Origin of the sequence: Shewanella aegiceratis (assembly GCF_019457495.1) — a bacterium.
Classification (GTDB): Bacteria; Pseudomonadota; Gammaproteobacteria; order Enterobacterales; family Shewanellaceae; genus Shewanella; species Shewanella loihica.
Window position 1 is genome coordinate 2190814 of the sequence record NZ_CP080416.1, and the last position, 17597, is coordinate 2208410.

Annotated in this window: 14 protein-coding genes and 1 tRNA gene; 11 read left to right on the forward strand and 4 right to left on the reverse strand. The window is 51.5% G+C overall.

The window, feature by feature from the left end; translation table 11 throughout:
* Positions 1 to 196 precede the first annotated feature (196 nt).
* The 4 genes from K0H80_RS09805 (at position 197) to K0H80_RS09820 (ending at position 3468) form a co-directional block, all read left to right on the forward strand.
* Complete coding sequence (locus K0H80_RS09805; RefSeq protein WP_220073838.1) at positions 197 to 2185, forward strand: methyl-accepting chemotaxis protein; 1989 nt, start codon at positions 197 to 199, stop codon at positions 2183 to 2185.
* Between the two features lie 135 nt (positions 2186 to 2320).
* Positions 2321 to 2408, forward strand: a tRNA-Ser gene (locus K0H80_RS09810).
* Between the two features lie 337 nt (positions 2409 to 2745).
* Complete coding sequence (locus K0H80_RS09815; protein WP_144199243.1) at positions 2746 to 2937, forward strand: ribbon-helix-helix domain-containing protein; 192 nt, start codon at positions 2746 to 2748, stop codon at positions 2935 to 2937.
* A 186-nt stretch (positions 2938 to 3123) separates the two neighbouring features.
* On the forward strand, positions 3124 to 3468 hold the full coding sequence (locus K0H80_RS09820) for a zinc ribbon domain-containing protein YjdM (protein WP_011865729.1): 345 nt from the start codon (positions 3124 to 3126) through the stop codon (positions 3466 to 3468).
* A gap of 166 nt (positions 3469 to 3634) precedes the next feature.
* Here K0H80_RS09820 and cls read toward each other — a convergent pair whose 3' ends face one another.
* On the reverse strand, positions 3635 to 5161 hold the full coding sequence (cls, locus tag K0H80_RS09825; RefSeq protein ID WP_220073839.1) for a cardiolipin synthase: 1527 nt from the start codon (positions 5159 to 5161) through the stop codon (positions 3635 to 3637).
* A 164-nt stretch (positions 5162 to 5325) separates the two neighbouring features.
* On the opposite strand from cls, the gene K0H80_RS09830 reads away from it, so the two are divergent.
* The gene (locus K0H80_RS09830) at positions 5326 to 6204 is read left to right on the forward strand and encodes an endonuclease/exonuclease/phosphatase family protein (RefSeq protein ID WP_220073840.1); all 879 of its coding nucleotides are present in this window, start codon (positions 5326 to 5328) and stop codon (positions 6202 to 6204) included.
* A gap of 29 nt (positions 6205 to 6233) precedes the next feature.
* Here K0H80_RS09830 and K0H80_RS09835 read toward each other — a convergent pair whose 3' ends face one another.
* On the reverse strand, positions 6234 to 6776 hold the full coding sequence (locus K0H80_RS09835; protein ID WP_220073841.1) for a substrate-binding periplasmic protein: 543 nt from the start codon (positions 6774 to 6776) through the stop codon (positions 6234 to 6236).
* Positions 6777 to 7526: 750 nt separating this feature from the next.
* On the opposite strand from K0H80_RS09835, the gene K0H80_RS09840 reads away from it, so the two are divergent.
* The 5 genes from K0H80_RS09840 (at position 7527) to K0H80_RS09860 (ending at position 12008) form a co-directional block, all read left to right on the forward strand.
* The gene (locus K0H80_RS09840) at positions 7527 to 9305 is read left to right on the forward strand and encodes a DUF885 domain-containing protein (RefSeq protein WP_220073842.1); all 1779 of its coding nucleotides are present in this window, start codon (positions 7527 to 7529) and stop codon (positions 9303 to 9305) included.
* 164 nt (positions 9306 to 9469) lie between these two features.
* Entirely contained in the window at positions 9470 to 10150 is a 681-nt protein-coding gene (locus tag K0H80_RS09845; protein WP_220073843.1) for a response regulator transcription factor, read from the forward strand.
* Positions 10151 to 10275: 125 nt separating this feature from the next.
* Positions 10276 to 11403, forward strand: a complete 1128-nt coding sequence (locus K0H80_RS09850; protein WP_220045144.1) for a M14 family metallopeptidase — start codon at positions 10276 to 10278, stop codon at positions 11401 to 11403.
* A 9-nt stretch (positions 11404 to 11412) separates the two neighbouring features.
* Positions 11413 to 11730 carry a hypothetical protein gene (locus tag K0H80_RS09855; protein WP_011865736.1) on the forward strand — a complete coding sequence of 106 codons (318 nt, stop codon included), beginning with the start codon at positions 11413 to 11415 and terminating at the stop codon, positions 11728 to 11730.
* On the forward strand, positions 11727 to 12008 hold the full coding sequence (locus K0H80_RS09860) for a YeaC family protein (RefSeq protein WP_011865737.1): 282 nt from the start codon (positions 11727 to 11729) through the stop codon (positions 12006 to 12008). Before K0H80_RS09855 ends, K0H80_RS09860 begins: the two co-directional genes overlap by 4 nt.
* 222 nt (positions 12009 to 12230) lie before the next feature.
* On the opposite strand, the gene ansA is transcribed toward K0H80_RS09860, so the two are convergent.
* Complete coding sequence (ansA, locus tag K0H80_RS09865; protein WP_220073844.1) at positions 12231 to 13244, reverse strand: asparaginase; 1014 nt, start codon at positions 13242 to 13244, stop codon at positions 12231 to 12233.
* A 121-nt stretch (positions 13245 to 13365) separates the two neighbouring features.
* Positions 13366 to 15207: a signal peptide peptidase SppA gene (gene sppA / locus K0H80_RS09870; RefSeq protein ID WP_220073845.1), complete on the reverse strand. Its 1842-nt coding sequence runs from the start codon at positions 15205 to 15207 to the stop codon at positions 13366 to 13368.
* A gap of 165 nt (positions 15208 to 15372) precedes the next feature.
* Between sppA and K0H80_RS09875 the strand changes: the two genes are divergently transcribed.
* Positions 15373 to 17388, forward strand: coding sequence for an NADPH-dependent 2,4-dienoyl-CoA reductase (locus K0H80_RS09875; RefSeq protein ID WP_220073846.1), 2016 nt, complete (start codon positions 15373 to 15375; stop codon positions 17386 to 17388).
* The last annotated feature ends 209 nt before the right edge of the window (positions 17389 to 17597 follow it).

The window sequence follows — 17597 nt, forward strand, 5'->3', positions numbered from 1 at the left end:
GCTGCTTAAGGCATGTTAAAAAGTGAATAGTGTCATTTTATTGATGCCTTTAGTGCATGTTTTTAGGCGAGTTTTACTTTAACGTCAGATTTTTATGCTAGTGTTAATACGGTAATGGGCAAGGCTTAAGTGCGCCTTGTCTATGAAGTGACGCAACGCCACTCTATCAACCCGCGATGGTTAGGGATAACGCAAGATGAATATGCAATGGATCAGTGATCTCAATATAAAAAATAAGCTTTTGCTGGTGATAGTGCCGCCTATTCTGGGGGCAACTTTCTTCGGTCTGTTCGTGGTCTATGGCCAATATCAGCTGCATCAGGGACTGAGTCAGGTAGAGACTCTTTCCGAGCTGGCTGTGGTGAACAGTGATTTTGTGCATGAGCTGCAAAAAGAGCGAGGCATGAGCGCCGGCTTTCTCGGCTCAAAAGGCAAGAGTTTTGGCGATAAGCTGCCAACGCAGCGTCAGTTGAGTGACGAGCAGCTTAATAACTTCAAGGCCTTTACGGCCAGCCATGAGCTGCCTAAGGCGTTTGCCCAGCAGATGAGCCAGGTCAATCAGATGATTAACCAGCTGGGCGATATCCGCAGCAGGGTCGACAGCTTAAGCATCTCAGTGCCGGAAGAGGTGGCCTATTACACCAAGCTCAATGGCCTGCTGTTGGCGATTGTGGATCAGACCAGTCAACAGGGGGCTAGCCGCCAGATCGCGGTGGAGTCGGCCAGTTTTGCCGCCTATTTGCAGATGAAAGAGCGCGCCGGTATCGAGCGCGCCGTGCTAAGCTCCACTTTTGGTAACAGCGCCTTTAAACCCGGTATGTTCCTCAAGTTTGTCAATCTGGTCTCAGAGCAGAACACCTATCAGGAGCGTTTCTTAGCCTTGGCGACCGATAAGGTAAACGCCGATTATCAGCAGGTCGCCTCTTCGCCCACCTTCATGGCGGTCAATGCACTGCGTGACAAGGCGATGAGCCAGGACGCTGGCGCCCTGAGCGGTCAGAGCTCTACCGACTGGTTTGCCAAATCCACCGCCCGTATCGACGCCCTGCGTCAATTCGAGCGTCAACTGTCTCATCATCTGTTAACCGATACTCGCAGCGCGCTCGCCAATGCCAAGTCGTTGATGGTGAGTGTTATCGTCTTGATGTTGGTATCAGGCCTCGTGGTGATCTTGCTATCGCTGTTTATCGGACGTTACCTGCATGCCTCACTCAGACATCTTTATCACAAGGTGACCGAGTCGCAGAAACATTACGATCTCAGCGTGCGGGTCGACCTTAAGGGTAAGGATGAGATAGGGCAGCTGGGCTCTGCCTTTAACCACATGATGGCCGATTTCGAGAAGGTGATTGGTATGGTGAGGACCAATACTCAGGGTCTGCTCACCGCGTCCCAGGAAATGGAAGGCTGCGCCCGCATCATGCGTGAAGATGTGGCCTTGGGTCACAGCGAGGTGGATCAGGTTGCCTCGGCGATGACAGAGATGAGTGCCACGGTACAAGAGATCGCCCAAAATGCGGTGCAGGCCTCTGAAGCCTCGGCCCAGGCCAACAAGGAGGCGAAAGAGGGCAGCCTGGAGGTTGAACGTACCGCAGATTCCATCAATGAACTGGCTCAGGAGATCGCCGATGCGGCTCAGGCCATCAATAACCTGGATGAAGACATCAAAGGCATCGTTGATGTGCTTGGGGTGATCAGCGGTATCGCAGAGCAAACTAACCTGCTGGCGCTTAACGCAGCCATCGAAGCAGCCCGCGCCGGCGAGATGGGCCGTGGCTTCGCCGTGGTCGCCGATGAGGTGCGCAGTCTGGCCCAGCGGGCACAGACCTCCACCGAAGATATTCGCAGCATGACGGAACGACTGGAGCGTGGCGCTAAGATCGCAGTGAAGGCGATGGAAAGCGGTCGCAACAAGGCGGAGATCAGTGTGGTCGAGTCCAAGCGCGCCGGTGAAGAGCTTATTCGTATCGTCAGCGAGGTGAGCGTCATCGACAGCATGAACGAGCAGATCGCGGCGGCAACCCACGAGCAATCGGCGGTGTCCGAAGAGGTGAACCAAAATGCGATGAAGATCAGCGACATCTATCGTAATACCCACGAGGTGTCCGATCGTCTCAGCCAGCTCAACGAGTCACTGCTTAACGATGTGAGCGCCATGTCGGAACTGGTGAGTAAGTTCAAATAGGGCGGATATGCAGCGAATTGGCGATCTATTACGCAAATGCCTGAGTTGAAAGTTTTTTAACTTGACCCTGTTTAGCGATTTGCGTAAAGTACCGCTCCGTTGATGCGATTCCTATTGGACATTGCACAACGCTTCGGTGAGTTGTCCGAGTGGCTGAAGGAGCACGCCTGGAAAGTGTGTATACGGCAACGTATCGAGAGTTCGAATCTCTCACTCACCGCCACATTCAATAAGAAAGACGCCTAAGGGCGTCTTTTTTTATGCCTGTCATTCGGCGCCTGTCATATTTATGCCTGTCCTATTTATGACTGGCTTAGGGCGCAAGTTGTCACTCTCCAGAACATATTTCTGATAAAAACTGTCTATCCTCCAAACCGCTATAGCCAACGTGCAAATTCGCGTGACATCCGATGAGACCCTTAGCCCACTAGCTAACATGGTACACAAGGCTAACTTCATAGCTTGGTTATTCTTTCTCAACGCTTAGGGGCAGGCTATAGGCAGGCGGCGTCTTAATGATTATAATCAAATGATAATGTTTTTAGTGCGAGGAGTTGGCAATGGAAAATAAGACGGCACGCTTTACCGTGTTACTCGACCCCAGTAAGAAACAGGCATTCGAACAGTTGTGCGCCTCTCAGGATTTGACGCCCTCACAGGTCGTCAGACAGCTGATCCGCGGTTACTTAGAACAACATGGGGTGAGCTATGGGCAGGCTGAGCCGACCAAGAATCCTAAGGTCAAATCTTAAGGTCAACTTTAACGGTGGGTGTAGCCAAGTGCGGCGTCTAGAATCTTAGCTGGCCTGAGTATGATAATTTTATTATAATACTATTATCATTGTGAGCGGTTACCAGTAGAAGGTCATAAAGTCATCTTAAGTGACAGGCCGGATACTTAGACCGATCCTTACCTTTTTAATGAAAGAGAAAGAGTTATGAGCGATACAATTCCACCATGCCCAAAATGTGAGTCACCTTATGCCTATGAAGATGGCTCATTGTTGATCTGTCCAGAATGTGCTCATGAATGGAACCCTAACGAAGTGGCTGTCGATCCCGATGCGATCATCCTGAAAGATGCGGTAGGCAACCTGTTAGAAGAGGGTGACAAGGTAACCCTGATTAAAGATCTTAAGGTGAAGGGCACTTCACTGACGCTGAAAGTGGGCACCAAGGCGGTGATCAACCGTTTCGTCGACGCCGACCACGATATTGACTGTAAGGTTGATGGTCACGGCCAGATGATGCTGAAGTCTAAGTTCGTGAAGAAGCAGAGCTAAGATCTCTGACTAGGCCTAGGCTAAGTTCTAGTTTTGGACTAAGCCCAAAGAATCAATAAAAAGACCTGCCAGCTGGCGGGTCTTTTTGTATCTAAGCTAAGTTTGAGCTTTGTAAACGTTAGCTATGAATGCCAATCAAGGTTTTCATGCAGTAGCCGTGAGCCAATTAAAGTAAAGGGCTGAAGAGATAGAAGAGGTGTTCAATCACCCTTTGGTATAGTGGTCTACTCTGCCAACGCTTGTATTCGAGCTGCTCGGCATTGTCGATATAGCCCTGCTGTAGCACTCTTAACTCCTCGGCAAATGTCTTATCATCGACCGCTAGAGTCAGTTCGAAGTTGAGCCAAAGGCTGCGCATATCCATGTTAACCGTGCCTATGAGGCTATGCTCATCATCGATCAACACAGACTTGGTATGCAGCAGGCCGCCCCTGAATCTATGGATCTTCACACCAGCCTTGAGCAGCTCGGCAAAGAAGGAGCGGCTGGCCCATTTAACCATAGTCGAGTCATTCTTCTGGGGAATGATGATGTTGACATCGACGCCCCGCGCCGCTGCTGTTGCCAGGGCATCGAGTAGATTCTCGCTGGGTACAAAGTAAGGCGTGGTGATCACTATCTTATGGCAAGCCTGGTAGAGGCTCTGTAGCAACACCTGATGGATCACCTCTTCAGGCATCCCCGGTCCTGAGGGGATCACCTGTACCAGGGAATCCGCCCTACGCATTACTTCACCTGATGGCTCATATGATATCTCGTGTGTTATCTCGTGTGTTATCTCGTGTGATAATGCATATGGTTTTTCGGGATTGCCCGGTGGCTCGGGCAAATAACGCTCGCTGGTTTCCACCTCCCAATCCCAGGCGGCGACCGTATTGACTAGCGGTACTGCTGGCCCCACCATGCGCACCATGACGTCGATCCACTGGCCGACGCCTTCTCCCTGCTTAAAGTACTTAGGATCTACAAGGTTCATCGAGCCCGTGTAGGCGATTCGGTTGTCGATAACCACTATCTTACGGTGCAGGCGCAGATCTAGGCGCCTAAAGAACATCCTCAAGGGGCTAACGCTTAGGGCCTGAGATATCTCTACGCCGGCCTTGCTCAGCTGTGCCGGCCAGGGGGAGTTAAAGAAGGTGCGGCTCCCGGCGGCGTCCAGCAGGAGTTTTACTGTGACACCACGTTTTGAAGCTTTTATCACGGCCCTGGCGACATCATCGGCCAGCCCGCCAGGATGCCAGATGTAGAACTCCATCACTATGCTCTCCTTGGCCGCGTCGATATCCTGGATGATGGAATTGAGTATGCTCGATGGCGTATGCTGCAAGCAGAGATGGTTGCCGCTGAGCGAGGGGATGCCGAGCTGAGTATCACACAGCTGACTGATGGCTCTGGCATGGTCACTCTGGCGCTCTGGCGTGTGCAGTGGATGCTGATACAGGGCCGCAAACCACTGGCCGTAGGGTTTGAACATCGCTTTTGAGCGACTCGCTCGGGTCTGCCCCAGATGCAGCTCGCCAAACAGGATGTAGGCGATGATACCGACGAGGGGGAGAAAATAGATCACCAATATCCAGGAGAAGGAGACGCCTATGGTGCGGCGTTTAATCACCAAGCGCAGCGCGATGGCGCCAAGAAACAGCCAATAGATGAATACGCCGGCAATGGCGAGGATTTGATGTACATTTTCCATAATGTCTGTTTGAGCCTGAATTGCACTCGCTCGAGTATGATTCGATAATGGCGTTGAATCTAAATATAGCCTGATCGCTATCATATAGGCTAAGCTGCTGGTGCTAAAGCACTATTTTTATCAGCTAGATTTAACAACAGTCACTTCGACAGTAGAGTAACTCTGTGAGCCAAAACCGATCCAATTCGCCGCGTTTACTGCGCTGGGGAATAAAATCATTACTATTATTACTCCTAAGTGTGGCTGCTTACGTGGCCGTGGTGACCTATCTTAACGGCGAGCCAGAGGTGATGATGAGTGAGGTTGAACCGTTTTTTGTCTCCCAATGTGTTGCCGCGCACACTAGTCAGGCGCTGGATAATGATGGGCAACTCAGGGTCGGTGTGTGGAACATCTATAAGCAGCAAAAGCGTGGCTGGCAACATGATCTCAGTAAGATCGCCGAACGTAGCGAGCTCATGTTGTTGCAGGAAGCTAAGTTAAACGCAGGCTTTAATCAGTATCTTAATGGCTCTAGCCTGCATCTGGTGATGGCTAAGGCCTTCTCGCTGCTGAAATCTCCCGTAGGGGTAATGAACCTCGCCACTGAGCAGGCACGCGATGCCTGCGCCTATCATGCAGTGGAGCCCTGGATCCGTTTTGCCAAATCCACCCTCATCTCTCGTTACCCCCTGTCTAATGGACAGACCCTACTAGTGGTCAATCTCCACGGCATCAACTTCGACTGGCAGCTTAAGAGCTATCGCGCCCAGTGGCAGCAGATAGTACAGAAAATCAATCTGCATCAGGGACCTGTGATCTTAGGCGGCGATTTTAATACCTGGCGGGGGCAGCGTATGGCCTATATCGAGCAGCTCGCCCACCAGCTCAGGCTGAAGGAGGCGGTATACGAAGAAGACAAGCGTCAGCGGGTGTTCGGCTTGCCGCTGGATCATCTCTATTATCGTGGCCTGAATCTGGTTGCGGCCGAGTCTTTTACCAGCCAGGCATCGGATCACAATCCCATCTGGGCCGAGTTCAGGTTAAAGCCAGTGACACATTAGCCCCTCGATACCTCACCACCAGTCGAAGCTCATTGATAGTCGAAACGACACTCCTCCGTATGGCGATTAAACCTGGCGAGGAAGCCAGGATGCTTGGCCAGGAAGGTTTTACCAAAGTAGACCCCGAGATCGATACGCATGTTCGGGCGTTTGACGAAGGCGTCCATTGAGAGGTGCGACTGACGTACCTGCTCCTCGAACAGTAGCGCATTCTCCATCACACCATCAATGCGCCTGGCGTCCAGTAACTTGACCAGCTCGTTGATGGTGGGAAAGATCTTCACCTTTTTGAACTTATTCTTGGCTAACCAATGGGCGCTATTGGAATGGATGCGCGCGCCAAACAGGGTATCGGATTTCAGGCTATTCACGCTGGTTGGGATCCGGTACTCGTTGTGGTAATAGAAGTTCCACTCCTGTTGAATAAAGGTATTACTCTGTACGGCAAATTGATCGCGCCATTCGTTGCGCGAGGCGGAGAAGAAGCCATCATATTTTCCCTGTTTAACGCTGTTTTGAGCCCGGCCCCAGGGAAGGAAGATCACCCTGTAGGCTTGATCGATTTTTGTCATGACACAATCGAGCGCGGTTAGTCCAAAACCGCCTTGATGGGCGACGCCCTGTGCGTCTCTCTCCTGGCTATGGTAGGGCGCCCATTCCTGCGTTGCTATTGTTACTAGTTTAGGAGTTGCTCGCTTAGTCTCGTCTTTTTGTGATGAACTATTTTGATCCTCTGTTGCTGTAACATTAGCTGCCATGAAGAGTAGGGTGCCTAAAACCAATAGACTGGCGCAAAATATTTTCATGGCTAAATAATGCGAAGAAAGTTGCCTAGAAGGGTCACTTTTCCTGCTTTTTAATTGGACGCTTATCTGAGCGTTTGGTTGCGCGCTAAATTGGGCTTTGGACTGGGTGTTATTCAGCATGACTACCTCTTGAGGCTCTAAATTCAGTGTAGTGCCCGTCAACTCTGTGTCAAAAGCCGCTTACTTTATACCTTGTGTGTATGAGCTAAGCGTTTAACTCTGGTGCAAGGTCAGCTTTTAACGCTTGACCGATAGAGGGTTAAGTCTGGCGAAGACCTTTGTAACAAAGCTTGTCTAAGATGGTGTGATAGCTGCAATTTTCGTGGCAACGTGATTTACTATGGGCCAACTGGGCTAAGCTCATGTATTGGCTCATCTATCGGTTCAAGTTTCACTGCTGCTAAAAACGTCGAGTAAGGCCGTTAAAGGCAAGTTTTAAGCTGCAAGCTAAGAAGTCGTTATTAGAAAGCCGTTAAAAGAAAGCCGTTAATAATAAGAATGAAGGGAAGAAGAATCATGAAGAAAAGCGTCATCGCTGCCGCCATCGTCCTGGGGCTAGGTAGTCTTACCGCCTGTCAGACACACACTAGCGAAACTGCAAGTACTCAGAAGGCGAGCGTTGCCGAGGTACAGGCACTGAGTTTTGCCGAGTTTTCCAATCAATTTATCGATGCCTTGTGGCAGCAGTCGCCGACCTGGGCGCTCTATAGTGGTTATCACAAATATGACGGTGTGCTTAAGGTGCCTAATGCCCAAAGCCGTATCGAGAGCTTAGCCTTCGTCGACGCCCAGCTTAAGCTGTTAAATGGCTTTGATGTGAATAAGCTAACCCCGAGTGAGCTTATTGACTACAAGCTTATCGAGAACCTGTTGAAGCAAGACCGCTGGGAGATAGACACCTTCAAGTCCTGGCAATGGAACCCTGCGAACTACAATGTAGCCGGTGGATTTGCTCAGCTGGTTAACGAAGACTTTGCGCCGCTGGACGAGCGTCTGCGCTCATTCCTGGCTCGCATGGAGAATGTTCCTGCCTACTACGCCGCGGCAAAAGAGAATATCGACAAGCCGACCCTAGAGCATACCCAATTAGCCATAATGCAAAACCGCGGCGCCTTCAGTGTCTTCTCAGATGATTTATTGAAGCAGGTTGCCGCCTCGGGTCTCAGTGATGATGAGAAAACCCTGTTCACTACCCGTTTCAAGCTCGCGGTCGATGCCATTAATCAACATATCGACTGGTTGACTGGCCTGGAAGCCAAGCTGACTAAAGAGGGCGCTCGTAGCTTTAGAATTGGTGAAGAGCTCTATGAGCAGAAGTTTGCCTTCGATATTCAATCGGGCATGTCGGCCAAGCAGCTCTATGAGAAGGCCCTGGCGGATAAAGCAAGAGTTCAGGGCGAGATGGCTAAGATCACCACGCAGCTGTGGAGCAAGTATTTTAAGACAGAGATGCCCAGCGACACTAAGGTGGCGACTCGTCAGCTGATCGACAAGCTGTCGGCCCGCCATGTGAAACGCGAAGACTTTGTTGCCGAGGTGCGCGCCCAGATCCCTGAGTTGGTCAAGTTCGTCAACGAGAAGCAGTTGGTGACGTTAGATCCTAACAAGCCGCTAGTGGTGCGTGAAACCCCAGAATATATGCGTGGTTTTGCTGGCGCTTCGATTAGCGCACCTGGCCCCTATGAGAAGACGGGTAATACCTACTACAACGTCACACCGCTGGATGGCATGAGCGACGCTTCTGCAGAGAGTTACCTGAGAGAATACAACCATTGGATCTTGCAGGTACTTAACATTCACGAGGCGATCCCGGGTCACTACACCCAACTGGTTTACTCTAACGAGTCGCCAAGCTTGGTGAAGAGCCTATTTGGTAACGGTGCCATGGTTGAAGGTTGGGCGGTTTACGCCGAGCGTATGATGCTGGAAGAGGGCTATGGTAACTTCGAGCCAGAGATGTGGCTCATGTATTACAAGTGGAACCTAAGGGTCATTGCCAACACCATTCTGGACTACAGCATTCAGGTTAAGGGGATGACAGAGGAGGAGGCGATTGCGCTGATGACTCAGGAAGCCTTCCAGCAACAGGCTGAGGCCGAAGGCAAATGGCGCCGCGCGACTCTGAGCCAGGTGCAACTCACCAGTTACTACGCGGGTTATCGCGAGATCTATGATTTCCGTGAGGAACTTAAGGCTAAGCAGGGAGAAGACTTTAACCTTAAAGGCTTCCACGAACAGTTCTTAAGCTATGGTAGCGCGCCGGTGAAATACATTCGCCAGTTGATGCTCAAATAGAGACAACTTGTCTTTAAGGGCCCCAAAAGGGGCCTTTTTCATGTCGCGAGTATCAATGGGGTGGGATGCTGGTCAAAGTTTTATCCTTTAGAGGTATAAAGGACTGGATTGGCCCGATGAGTTAATGTAACCTTAATGATAACAATTATCATTAAGGTTCTTAAATGGAAAGAGTGTTACTCGTTGATGATGATCCCTTTGCGCGCGAAGTCCTCTATCTTGGCCTAGTCGCCAGCGGGTATCAGGTGCATTGTGCCAGTAATGGCCAGGAAGCACTGCTTATTCTAGGCAAAATGGCGATCGATCTCATTATCTTGGATATCGAGATGCCCCTTGTGGATGGTTTTGCGTTTCTTGAGGCGCGCAGCGACAACCTGCCGGTGATTCTGATTTCGGCCACCGATGAAGAGGAGCGGCGGGTAAAAGGGTTTCGTCTTGGCGCCGACGATTTTCTCTCTAAACCTGTGAGTGTACGTGAGCTGGTGGTGCGTATCGATGCCCTGCGTCGCCGCGCGGCTATTACCAAGGCGCAGCTGACCGAAGTTCTGCCACTACCGATCAAGGCGATCTATTTTAATCAGAATGATTTCAGCATAGAGGTGGCTGAGCGGCGCGTCGCCCTGACTCAGACCGAGTTTAAGCTACTTAAATACCTGTTCGATCGCAAAGGAGAGGTGATCACTAAACAGGAGCTGCAGAAAAGTGTGTTGAAGAAAGATCTTGGACAGTTCGATCGTAATCTGGATATGCACATCAGTAATACCCGGCGTAAGCTTGCCAAGATCTGTCTGCCAAAAACCATCATCAACACTGTGCGAGGACAGGGTTACAGCTTTCTGTGTTAGTCAAAATGACAGCAAAAAAACTGGCTTTTATTTGGCGCTAGCGGTGCGAAAACGGGGCGAATTAGTTTATCCTTAGGGGATCAGCAGACCCAAGATGTCTGCCTTAACTCAATGAAGGAATGGATATGCTAATCAGTGCCAATTTTGACGGCGGTAATATTGAGGTCATCAACCAAGATGATATCAATAATGTGCAACTGGCCATTAGACCCGATGAAGGGGGCGAGTTTTTCCAGTGGTTCAACTTTCGTCTGCAAGGTGAAGTAGGCCAGCGCTATACCCTAAATATCATCAACGCGGGCCAAGCCTCTTACACTAAGGGCTGGGAAGACTATCAGGCTGCGGCCACCTACGACAGACAGCAATGGTTCCGCCTGCCGACTCAGTATCAAGATGGCAAACTCACCATAGAGGTCGAGCTGGATTGCGAAATGATCCAGATCGCCTACTTCGCGCCCTATAGCTACGAGCGTCATCAGGATCTGCTTAGCGCCGTTCAGGTGCATCCGCTTGTCTCACTCGAGCATCTTGGTAAGACCTTAGACGATCGCGACATGACCCTAGTTAAGGTGGGTGATGAAGATGAAGAGAAAGCTAAGATCTGGATCACCGCACGTCAACATCCTGGCGAAACCATGGCCGAGTGGCTGGTGGAAGGCCTGCTTAATAATCTTCTCGATGGCGATTGTCCGACGGCCAAGGCGCTGCTGGATAAGGCCAACTTCTATATCGTACCTAACATGAACCCGGATGGCGGCGTACGCGGCCACCTGAGAACCAATGCTAAAGGTGTTAACCTAAACCGCGAATGGCAGAGTCCGTCGCTGGAGAAGAGCCCTGAGGTGTATCATGTGGTCAATCGCATGAAAGAGACTGGCGTCGATCTCTACTACGATGTGCATGGCGATGAAGGCTTGCCATACGTGTTCCTCGCAGGCTGTGAAGGCGTGCCGGGTTACAATCAAAAGATGGCGGATCTGCAGGCCGATTTCGTTAAGGCATTGCTGATGGCCAGCGCCGATTTCCAAGATGAGTTTGGCTATGATAAAGACGAGCCAGGCCAGGCCAACCTGACGGTTGCCTCAAACTGGGTCGCGCAGACCTTCGGCTGTCTCTCTAACACCCTGGAGATGCCATTTAAAGATAACGCCAACATGCCAGATCCTATGTCTGGTTGGTCGCCTGAGCGTTGTATCTATCTGGGTGAGGCGTCACTGCTAGCCATGCTGGCCGTGGTCGATAAGCTAAGATAGGAGTCCGCAATGGCCTTAGTAGAATGCCCAAGTTGTCAAAAGCGCATATCGAGTTTGGCTAAGAGCTGCCCGCACTGTTCCTCGGGCTTGTCTGGGGATAACGAGTCGCTTAATCGGATCAGCCATATCAAGCGTACCAATCAGCTGATGAACCAGAGCTTTCTGGCGATGACGCTGTTTATTGCCGGTGTTGTGATCTGGTTTTGGGGCGGCGAGCCGGCGGAAGGGCTCAGAGCCAATATCGCCGGCATCTGCTTCGTCTTTGGCTTCGTCGGCTATCTGATAGCCAGAGTCCGCATAGTGTTACATAAACGGAAGAGTATATGAGTGATATCAATAAAGTGATCGACGATATGCCTCAAGAGGTATACGAGCGATTACTCAGCGCCGCCGAACTCGGCAAGTGGGAAGATGGCACTGTGCTGTCTGATGAGCAGAAAGACTCGACACTGCAGCTGGTGATGCTTTACCAGGCTCGCAGGTTGAACCAGACAGATCATTTCACCATCAATAATCAAGGTGAATTGAACGAACTGTCAAAGGCCGAGCTGAAACGTCAGTTCAAGGGCGAGAGTATCGCCGCCTTCAAAGAGCAAGACCTCTAAGAGTGAAAAGCCCCTGATGACAGGGGCTTTTTTATTTCGCATTGTTAGTCTTAAAGCAATTATACCAATCACGGTAGGTAAGTGATCAGAAATTGCGCAGAAAAAACGGTCGAGAACAAGGCCGTATTTTTAAATAAGTAGTTATTCTACAATCAAAAATAGTAACGCCGTTATCGGATGTTTTAACCAGCTAGCATGATCAGTTATTTACTACGATTGGTATTAGTCTTCGGTGAGCTCGCCGCAGAGATCTTGCTGCATCTGCACGCGAATATCGCTCGGTGAAAGCTCCGTAGATAGCAGGTAGTGCAGTTTGGTCAACGCCGCTTCAGTGGTCATGTCGAAGCCGCTGATCACCCCGGCTTTTGCCAGCGCGTTGCCCGTGGCATAGCCGCCCATGTTGACCTTACCCTGCAGACACTGGGTCAGATTCACTAAGATGATGCCGCGCTCGTTGGCTTTGCGCAGACACTCCAGTAACTCTGGGTTTTGTGGCGCATTGCCGACACCATAGGTAAGCAAAATTAGCGCCTTTACCGGCTGCTGTAAGATGTTATCGATGATCTCTGTGGTGATCCCTGGGTAGAGGGTAACCACACCTATGGGCTGAGGGCTTATCTTGTTGACCGTCAGGGTATTGGCCTTGCTTTCGCTGATGCGGCCCGCCTTAAGGCGGATCTTAATGCCTGCCTCTAACAGCATTGGGAAATTAGGCGAGGCGAAAGCATCGAAGCCATCTGCATGGGCCTTAGTGGTGCGATTGCCACGAAACAGCTTGTTGTTAAAGAAGAGGCATACCTCGGCCACCGGATAGTTGGCAGCGATGTAGAGGGCGTTAAGCAGATTGGTTTGGCCGTCTGAGCGCAGCTGGGCCAGGGGGATCTGCGAGCCGGTAACGATAACGGGTTTGGTCAGTCCCTGCAGCATGAAGGAGAGGGCCGAGGCGGTAAAAGCCATGGTGTCTGTGCCATGGAGGATCACGAAGCCATCATACTTGTCGTAGTTCGCCTTGATATCGTCGGCGATCATCTGCCAATCGGTCGGCGCCATGTTTGAAGAGTCGATCAGCGGACAATATTCACTGATGACAAAGTCTGGCATCTCCTGATGAAAAAACTCGGGCATGGCTTTGACGCAGTCGGTGAGAAATCCTGGTACCGGCGCGAAACCATTATCTGTCTTTTGCATGCCTATGGTGCCGCCTGTATAGGCGACATAGATGGAGGGTTTTTTCATTATAGTGATAGCTTTATTGATGCAGGATTGGCGCGATTATACTTAGGATAGCGCCAATAAAAAAGCCCGCATCGGCGGGCTTTTCTGTCATTGTGTACTTGCAGTGCTAATAGCTGAGTGATTAATAGTTACAGCTGTCGCAGTAGAGGTAGAGTCCGTTTGGATCGTCAAAGGCGTTAAACTCTTCGACTACGCTGCTCACCTCACCAAGTAGCTGTTCGACTAAGCTGCTCTGAGACAGACTCTGTGGCATATAGCTGATGGCCTGGGCAAACATCTGCTGGATGAACTGCTCCTGTGGCGACAGCTCCTGCTCAATAAGCTTGGTATCGAACTTCTCAAGCTTAGCCAGCTCGGCTGCCTTAGTCACCGCCTGTTCAAGATCGCCAAGATCATCGACCAGGCCAAGCTCAAGTGCGCGTTTGCCAGACCAGACACGGCCCTGGGCAATCTTATCCACCTCTTCGGGTTTCATGTCGCGCTCCTCTGATACGAGCGAGATGAAGTCTTGGTAGCCACGCTCGATATGGCGCTGAATGATCTCCTTGAGCTCTTCGCTGATCCCTTGGGTGCTGGAGAATGCGGTCCAGCCTGAGGTGGAGACGCCGTCTGTGTGGATCCCAAGCTCTGCCAAGGAGTCTTCGAAGGTGGTCATCATGCCAAAGATACCGATAGAGCCGGTCAGTGTCGTTGGTGTGGCGTAGATATAGTCGGCGCTTGCCGAGATCCAGTAGCCACCCGAGGCGGCGTAGGTGCCCATGCTAACGACCACAGGCTTGTTGGCCGCCTTGAGGGCCAACACTTCCTGGCGGATCTGCTCGGAGGCAAAGGCGCTGCCGCCAGGGCTGTCGACTCTGAGGACCACAGCCTTCACCTTGTCATCGAATCTCGCCTTGCGCAGCAGGGCAGAAGTGCTCTCGCCGCCGATCTGGCCCGCTGCTTGGTGACCATTGAGTATGTTGCCCTTGGCGACTATGATGCCGACGGCGTCGTGCATCAACACTGGTGGGAACTGCTGGATCACGCTCTGATAGTCATAGAAGCTGATCTGCTTAAAGCTGTGACCCTCTTTTGCTTCTCCTACACGCTCGACCATGTCCAGGCGGAACTGCTCGGCAGAGGCGAGCTTATCTACCCAGCCAAGGTTGATGGCCATCTCGGATGAGCGACCATTGGCTTTATTAAGCTCGGCAAGATAACGCTCGGCGCTCAGCATCAGGTCGTCTTGCTTGATGCCACGGTTTTCGCTGACCGTAGCTTCGAAGCTGTCCCAAATATCTTGCAGCAGCTCGCGGTTGGCCGATTTCGCCGCCTCAGACATGTCGTCGCGCATAAAGGGCTCGACCGCCGACTTGAAGGTGCCCACCCTGAAGACGTGCGCCTTGATCTTGAGCTTATCCAGCGCCGACTTGAAATATTGGCGATAGCGGCTTAGGCCTTCGATCTCCACCGAACCCTGAGGGTTGAGGTAGATGGTATCGGCGAAGCTGGCGAGGAAGTACTGGTTTTGTCCATACCAGTTACCCATGGCGATAATCGGCTTGCCTGAGGCTTTAAAGCGGGTCAATGCGTCGCCTATGCTCTGCAGCTTGCTGATCCCTGTCCATCTTAGGTGACCTATGTCGAGCACTAAGGCGGAGATGCGTTTGTCGCTGGCCGCATTGTCGATAGCATTTAGCAGATCGGCAAGTAGGATCTCGCCATCGCTCTGGCTCCCTTTACCACTCTTCATGGCCGCTTCTATGGGGTCCACCTGACGTTTCTGCTCAACCACGCTACCCGAGAGATCCAGCACTAATGCCGAACCTTCTTCGACCGTTGGACTCTCCTCACCGGCGAGGATCACGAACAAGAGGGCAATAAAACCGAAGAAGAATAGATTTAAGATCACCTTGCGTGTGGTGTTGACCACCTTCCACAAGGTGGAAAAGATCCGTTTAAATATTGAGGGCTTAGCGGACATTATCCACTCCTTTATGACTCTGTTCCCTCTATGCTAACTGAAAACGGCCATAGGGGCGAAACACAATTGTAAATGAATCTTAAGGCTTGGCACGCATTGAGTATTGAGCTAAATCCAAACAGCGGGTATGCTGATTTAAATCACTTGTTTAAAAAGGATGTTTAAATGTCGTTTCCGCATTTATTAGAACCCTTAGATCTCGGCTTCACACAACTGAAGAATCGTGTGCTCATGGGCTCCATGCACACCGGGCTCGAAGAAGAAAAGGGCGGTTTTGAGAAACTGGCAAAATTCTACCAAGAACGTGCCGCCGGTGGTGTTGGCCTGATTGTTACCGGCGGGATCTCGCCTAACCTCAGAGGTCGTTTGGCGCCCAATGCTTGTCAGCTAAGCTTTCCCTGGCAGGTCGCCAAGCATAAGATTGTCACCAGCGCGGTGCATGAGGCGGGCGGTAAGATCTGTATGCAGATCCTGCACGCCGGACGTTACGGCTATCATCCTTTTTCACAGGCGCCTAGCAAGATTAAGTCGCCTATTACCCCCTTTACCCCCTCGGCCATGTCGGCCCGTCAGGTAAGAAGCACCATCAAAGATTACGCCACCACAGCGGCGCTGGCCAAGAAGGCGGGCTACGATGGCGTCGAGGTAATGGGATCTGAAGGTTACCTTATTAATCAGTTTATCTGCGCCAGAACCAATAAGCGCAACGACGAGTGGGGCGGTGAGTTCAGCCAAAGGGCTAAGTTCCCTGTGGAGATCGTCAAGGCAATCCGTGAAACGGTCGGCAGCGATTTCATCATAGTGTTTCGCCTCTCTATGCTTGATCTGGTGGACAACGGCTCCTCCTGGGAGGAGGTGGTGCAGCTGGCCAAGTGGCTGGAGAGCGCCGGCGTGACCATTATCAACACAGGTATTGGCTGGCATGAGGCCAGAGTACCCACCATTGCCACTAGTGTGCCCCGCGGTGCCTTTGCCTGGGTAACTGAGCGCCTCAAGCAGGAGGTGAGTGTACCCCTTATCGCCACTAACCGTATTAATACCCCTGAAATCGGCGAGCAGATCATTGCATCGGGTCAGGCTGATATGGTCTCTATGGCGCGTCCTTTCCTGGCCGATGCCGACTTCGTCAACAAAGCGGCCGCGGGGGAGAGTCAGCTGATCAACACCTGTATCGGGTGTAATCAGGCCTGTCTGGATCATACCTTCGCGTTGAAACGCGCCACCTGTCTGGTCAACCCCAGAGCCTGTTACGAGACAGAGCTTAATTTTGTGCCGGCGACGAACAAGAAACGGATCGCCGTCATGGGCGCAGGCCCAGCCGGAATGGCGTTTTCCATCTATGCCGCCAGCCGAGGACATCAGGTGGTGCTGTTTGAGGCCAAGGGGGAGGTCGGTGGTCAGTTTAACCTCGCCCGTAAGATCCCGGGTAAAGAGGAGTTTGATGAGACCATCCGCTATTTCACCGAGCAGATGAAGCTCAACAAGGTCGAGCTAAGGCTCAACACCCGATTGGACGCCTCTGTGGTGAGAGACGAGCCTTTCGATGAGGTGGTGATTGCCGCCGGTGTTGTGCCTAGAGCGCTCGACCTGCCCGGTTTCGACAGCCCCAAGGTAGTGAATTACCAGCAGGTGCTGAATGGCGAGGTCGAAGTAGGCGAGCGGGTTGCCCTGATCGGCGCCGGTGGTATTGGCTTCGATATGGCTCACTATCTCGGAGAGCAGGAGTCGATCACACTCAAGCCCGATACCTGGCTCAAGCAGTGGGGCATAGACAAGGCCTATGGTGAGCGAGGCGGTTTAACCACGCCGCAGCCGGAACACACAAGCCGAAAAATTTATCTATTGCAGCGTAAAACCAGCAAGATGGGCAAGGGACTCGGTAAAACCACAGGTTGGATCCACCGCGCTGTGGCTAAGCACCATGATGTCGAGATGCTAAACGGTGTCAGCTACCAGAAGTTCGATGAGCAAGGCCTACATATCAAAGTCGGTGAGGCTGCTCAGGTTCTAGAGGTAGACAATGTGGTGTTATGTGCCGGACAAGAGTCTAATCGCAGCTTGGTCGATGAGATGAACAACACAGGTCTGCCTGTGCATCTTATTGGCGGTGTAGATGTAGCCGCCGAGCTCGATGCCAAACGAGCGATCCGCCAAGGCGCAGAGCTGGCCGCACGCATCTAAAAAATTAAAAAGTCGGCTACCGCTAGCTTGTGGTTATTAAACTAGTTTGCGGTTATAAAAAGTTAAAAGCTAATCCTTTGGGTTAGCTTTTTTTATGGCTTTGGCATAACTTAAGCTAATGCTTACTAAGGTGGATTAGATAATGATCGAAACTAGAACAAAAGCGAATACAAGAACGAGTACCAAAAACCATCGCTTGCTCGTTACTT

Bases quoted from the DNA above. Each gene is read 5' to 3' on its own strand.
- ansA (WP_220073844.1), bottom strand. From the start codon at position 13,244: ATGAAAAAACCCTCCATCTATGTCGCCTATACAGGCGGCACCATAGGC.
- K0H80_RS09815 (WP_144199243.1), top strand. From the start codon at position 2,746: ATGGAAAATAAGACGGCACGCTTTACCGTGTTACTCGACCCCAGTAAG.
- K0H80_RS09840 (WP_220073842.1), top strand. From the start codon at position 7,527: ATGAAGAAAAGCGTCATCGCTGCCGCCATCGTCCTGGGGCTAGGTAGT.
- sppA (WP_220073845.1), bottom strand. From the start codon at position 15,207: ATGTCCGCTAAGCCCTCAATATTTAAACGGATCTTTTCCACCTTGTGG.
- K0H80_RS09845 (WP_220073843.1), top strand. From the start codon at position 9,470: ATGGAAAGAGTGTTACTCGTTGATGATGATCCCTTTGCGCGCGAAGTC.
- K0H80_RS09875 (WP_220073846.1), top strand. From the start codon at position 15,373: ATGTCGTTTCCGCATTTATTAGAACCCTTAGATCTCGGCTTCACACAA.
- K0H80_RS09850 (WP_220045144.1), top strand. From the start codon at position 10,276: ATGCTAATCAGTGCCAATTTTGACGGCGGTAATATTGAGGTCATCAAC.
- K0H80_RS09855 (WP_011865736.1), top strand. From the start codon at position 11,413: ATGGCCTTAGTAGAATGCCCAAGTTGTCAAAAGCGCATATCGAGTTTG.
- cls (WP_220073839.1), bottom strand. From the start codon at position 5,161: ATGGAAAATGTACATCAAATCCTCGCCATTGCCGGCGTATTCATCTAT.
- K0H80_RS09860 (WP_011865737.1), top strand. From the start codon at position 11,727: ATGAGTGATATCAATAAAGTGATCGACGATATGCCTCAAGAGGTATAC.
- K0H80_RS09820 (WP_011865729.1), top strand. From the start codon at position 3,124: ATGAGCGATACAATTCCACCATGCCCAAAATGTGAGTCACCTTATGCC.
- K0H80_RS09805 (WP_220073838.1), top strand. From the start codon at position 197: ATGAATATGCAATGGATCAGTGATCTCAATATAAAAAATAAGCTTTTG.
- K0H80_RS09835 (WP_220073841.1), bottom strand. From the start codon at position 6,776: ATGACAAAAATCGATCAAGCCTACAGGGTGATCTTCCTTCCCTGGGGC.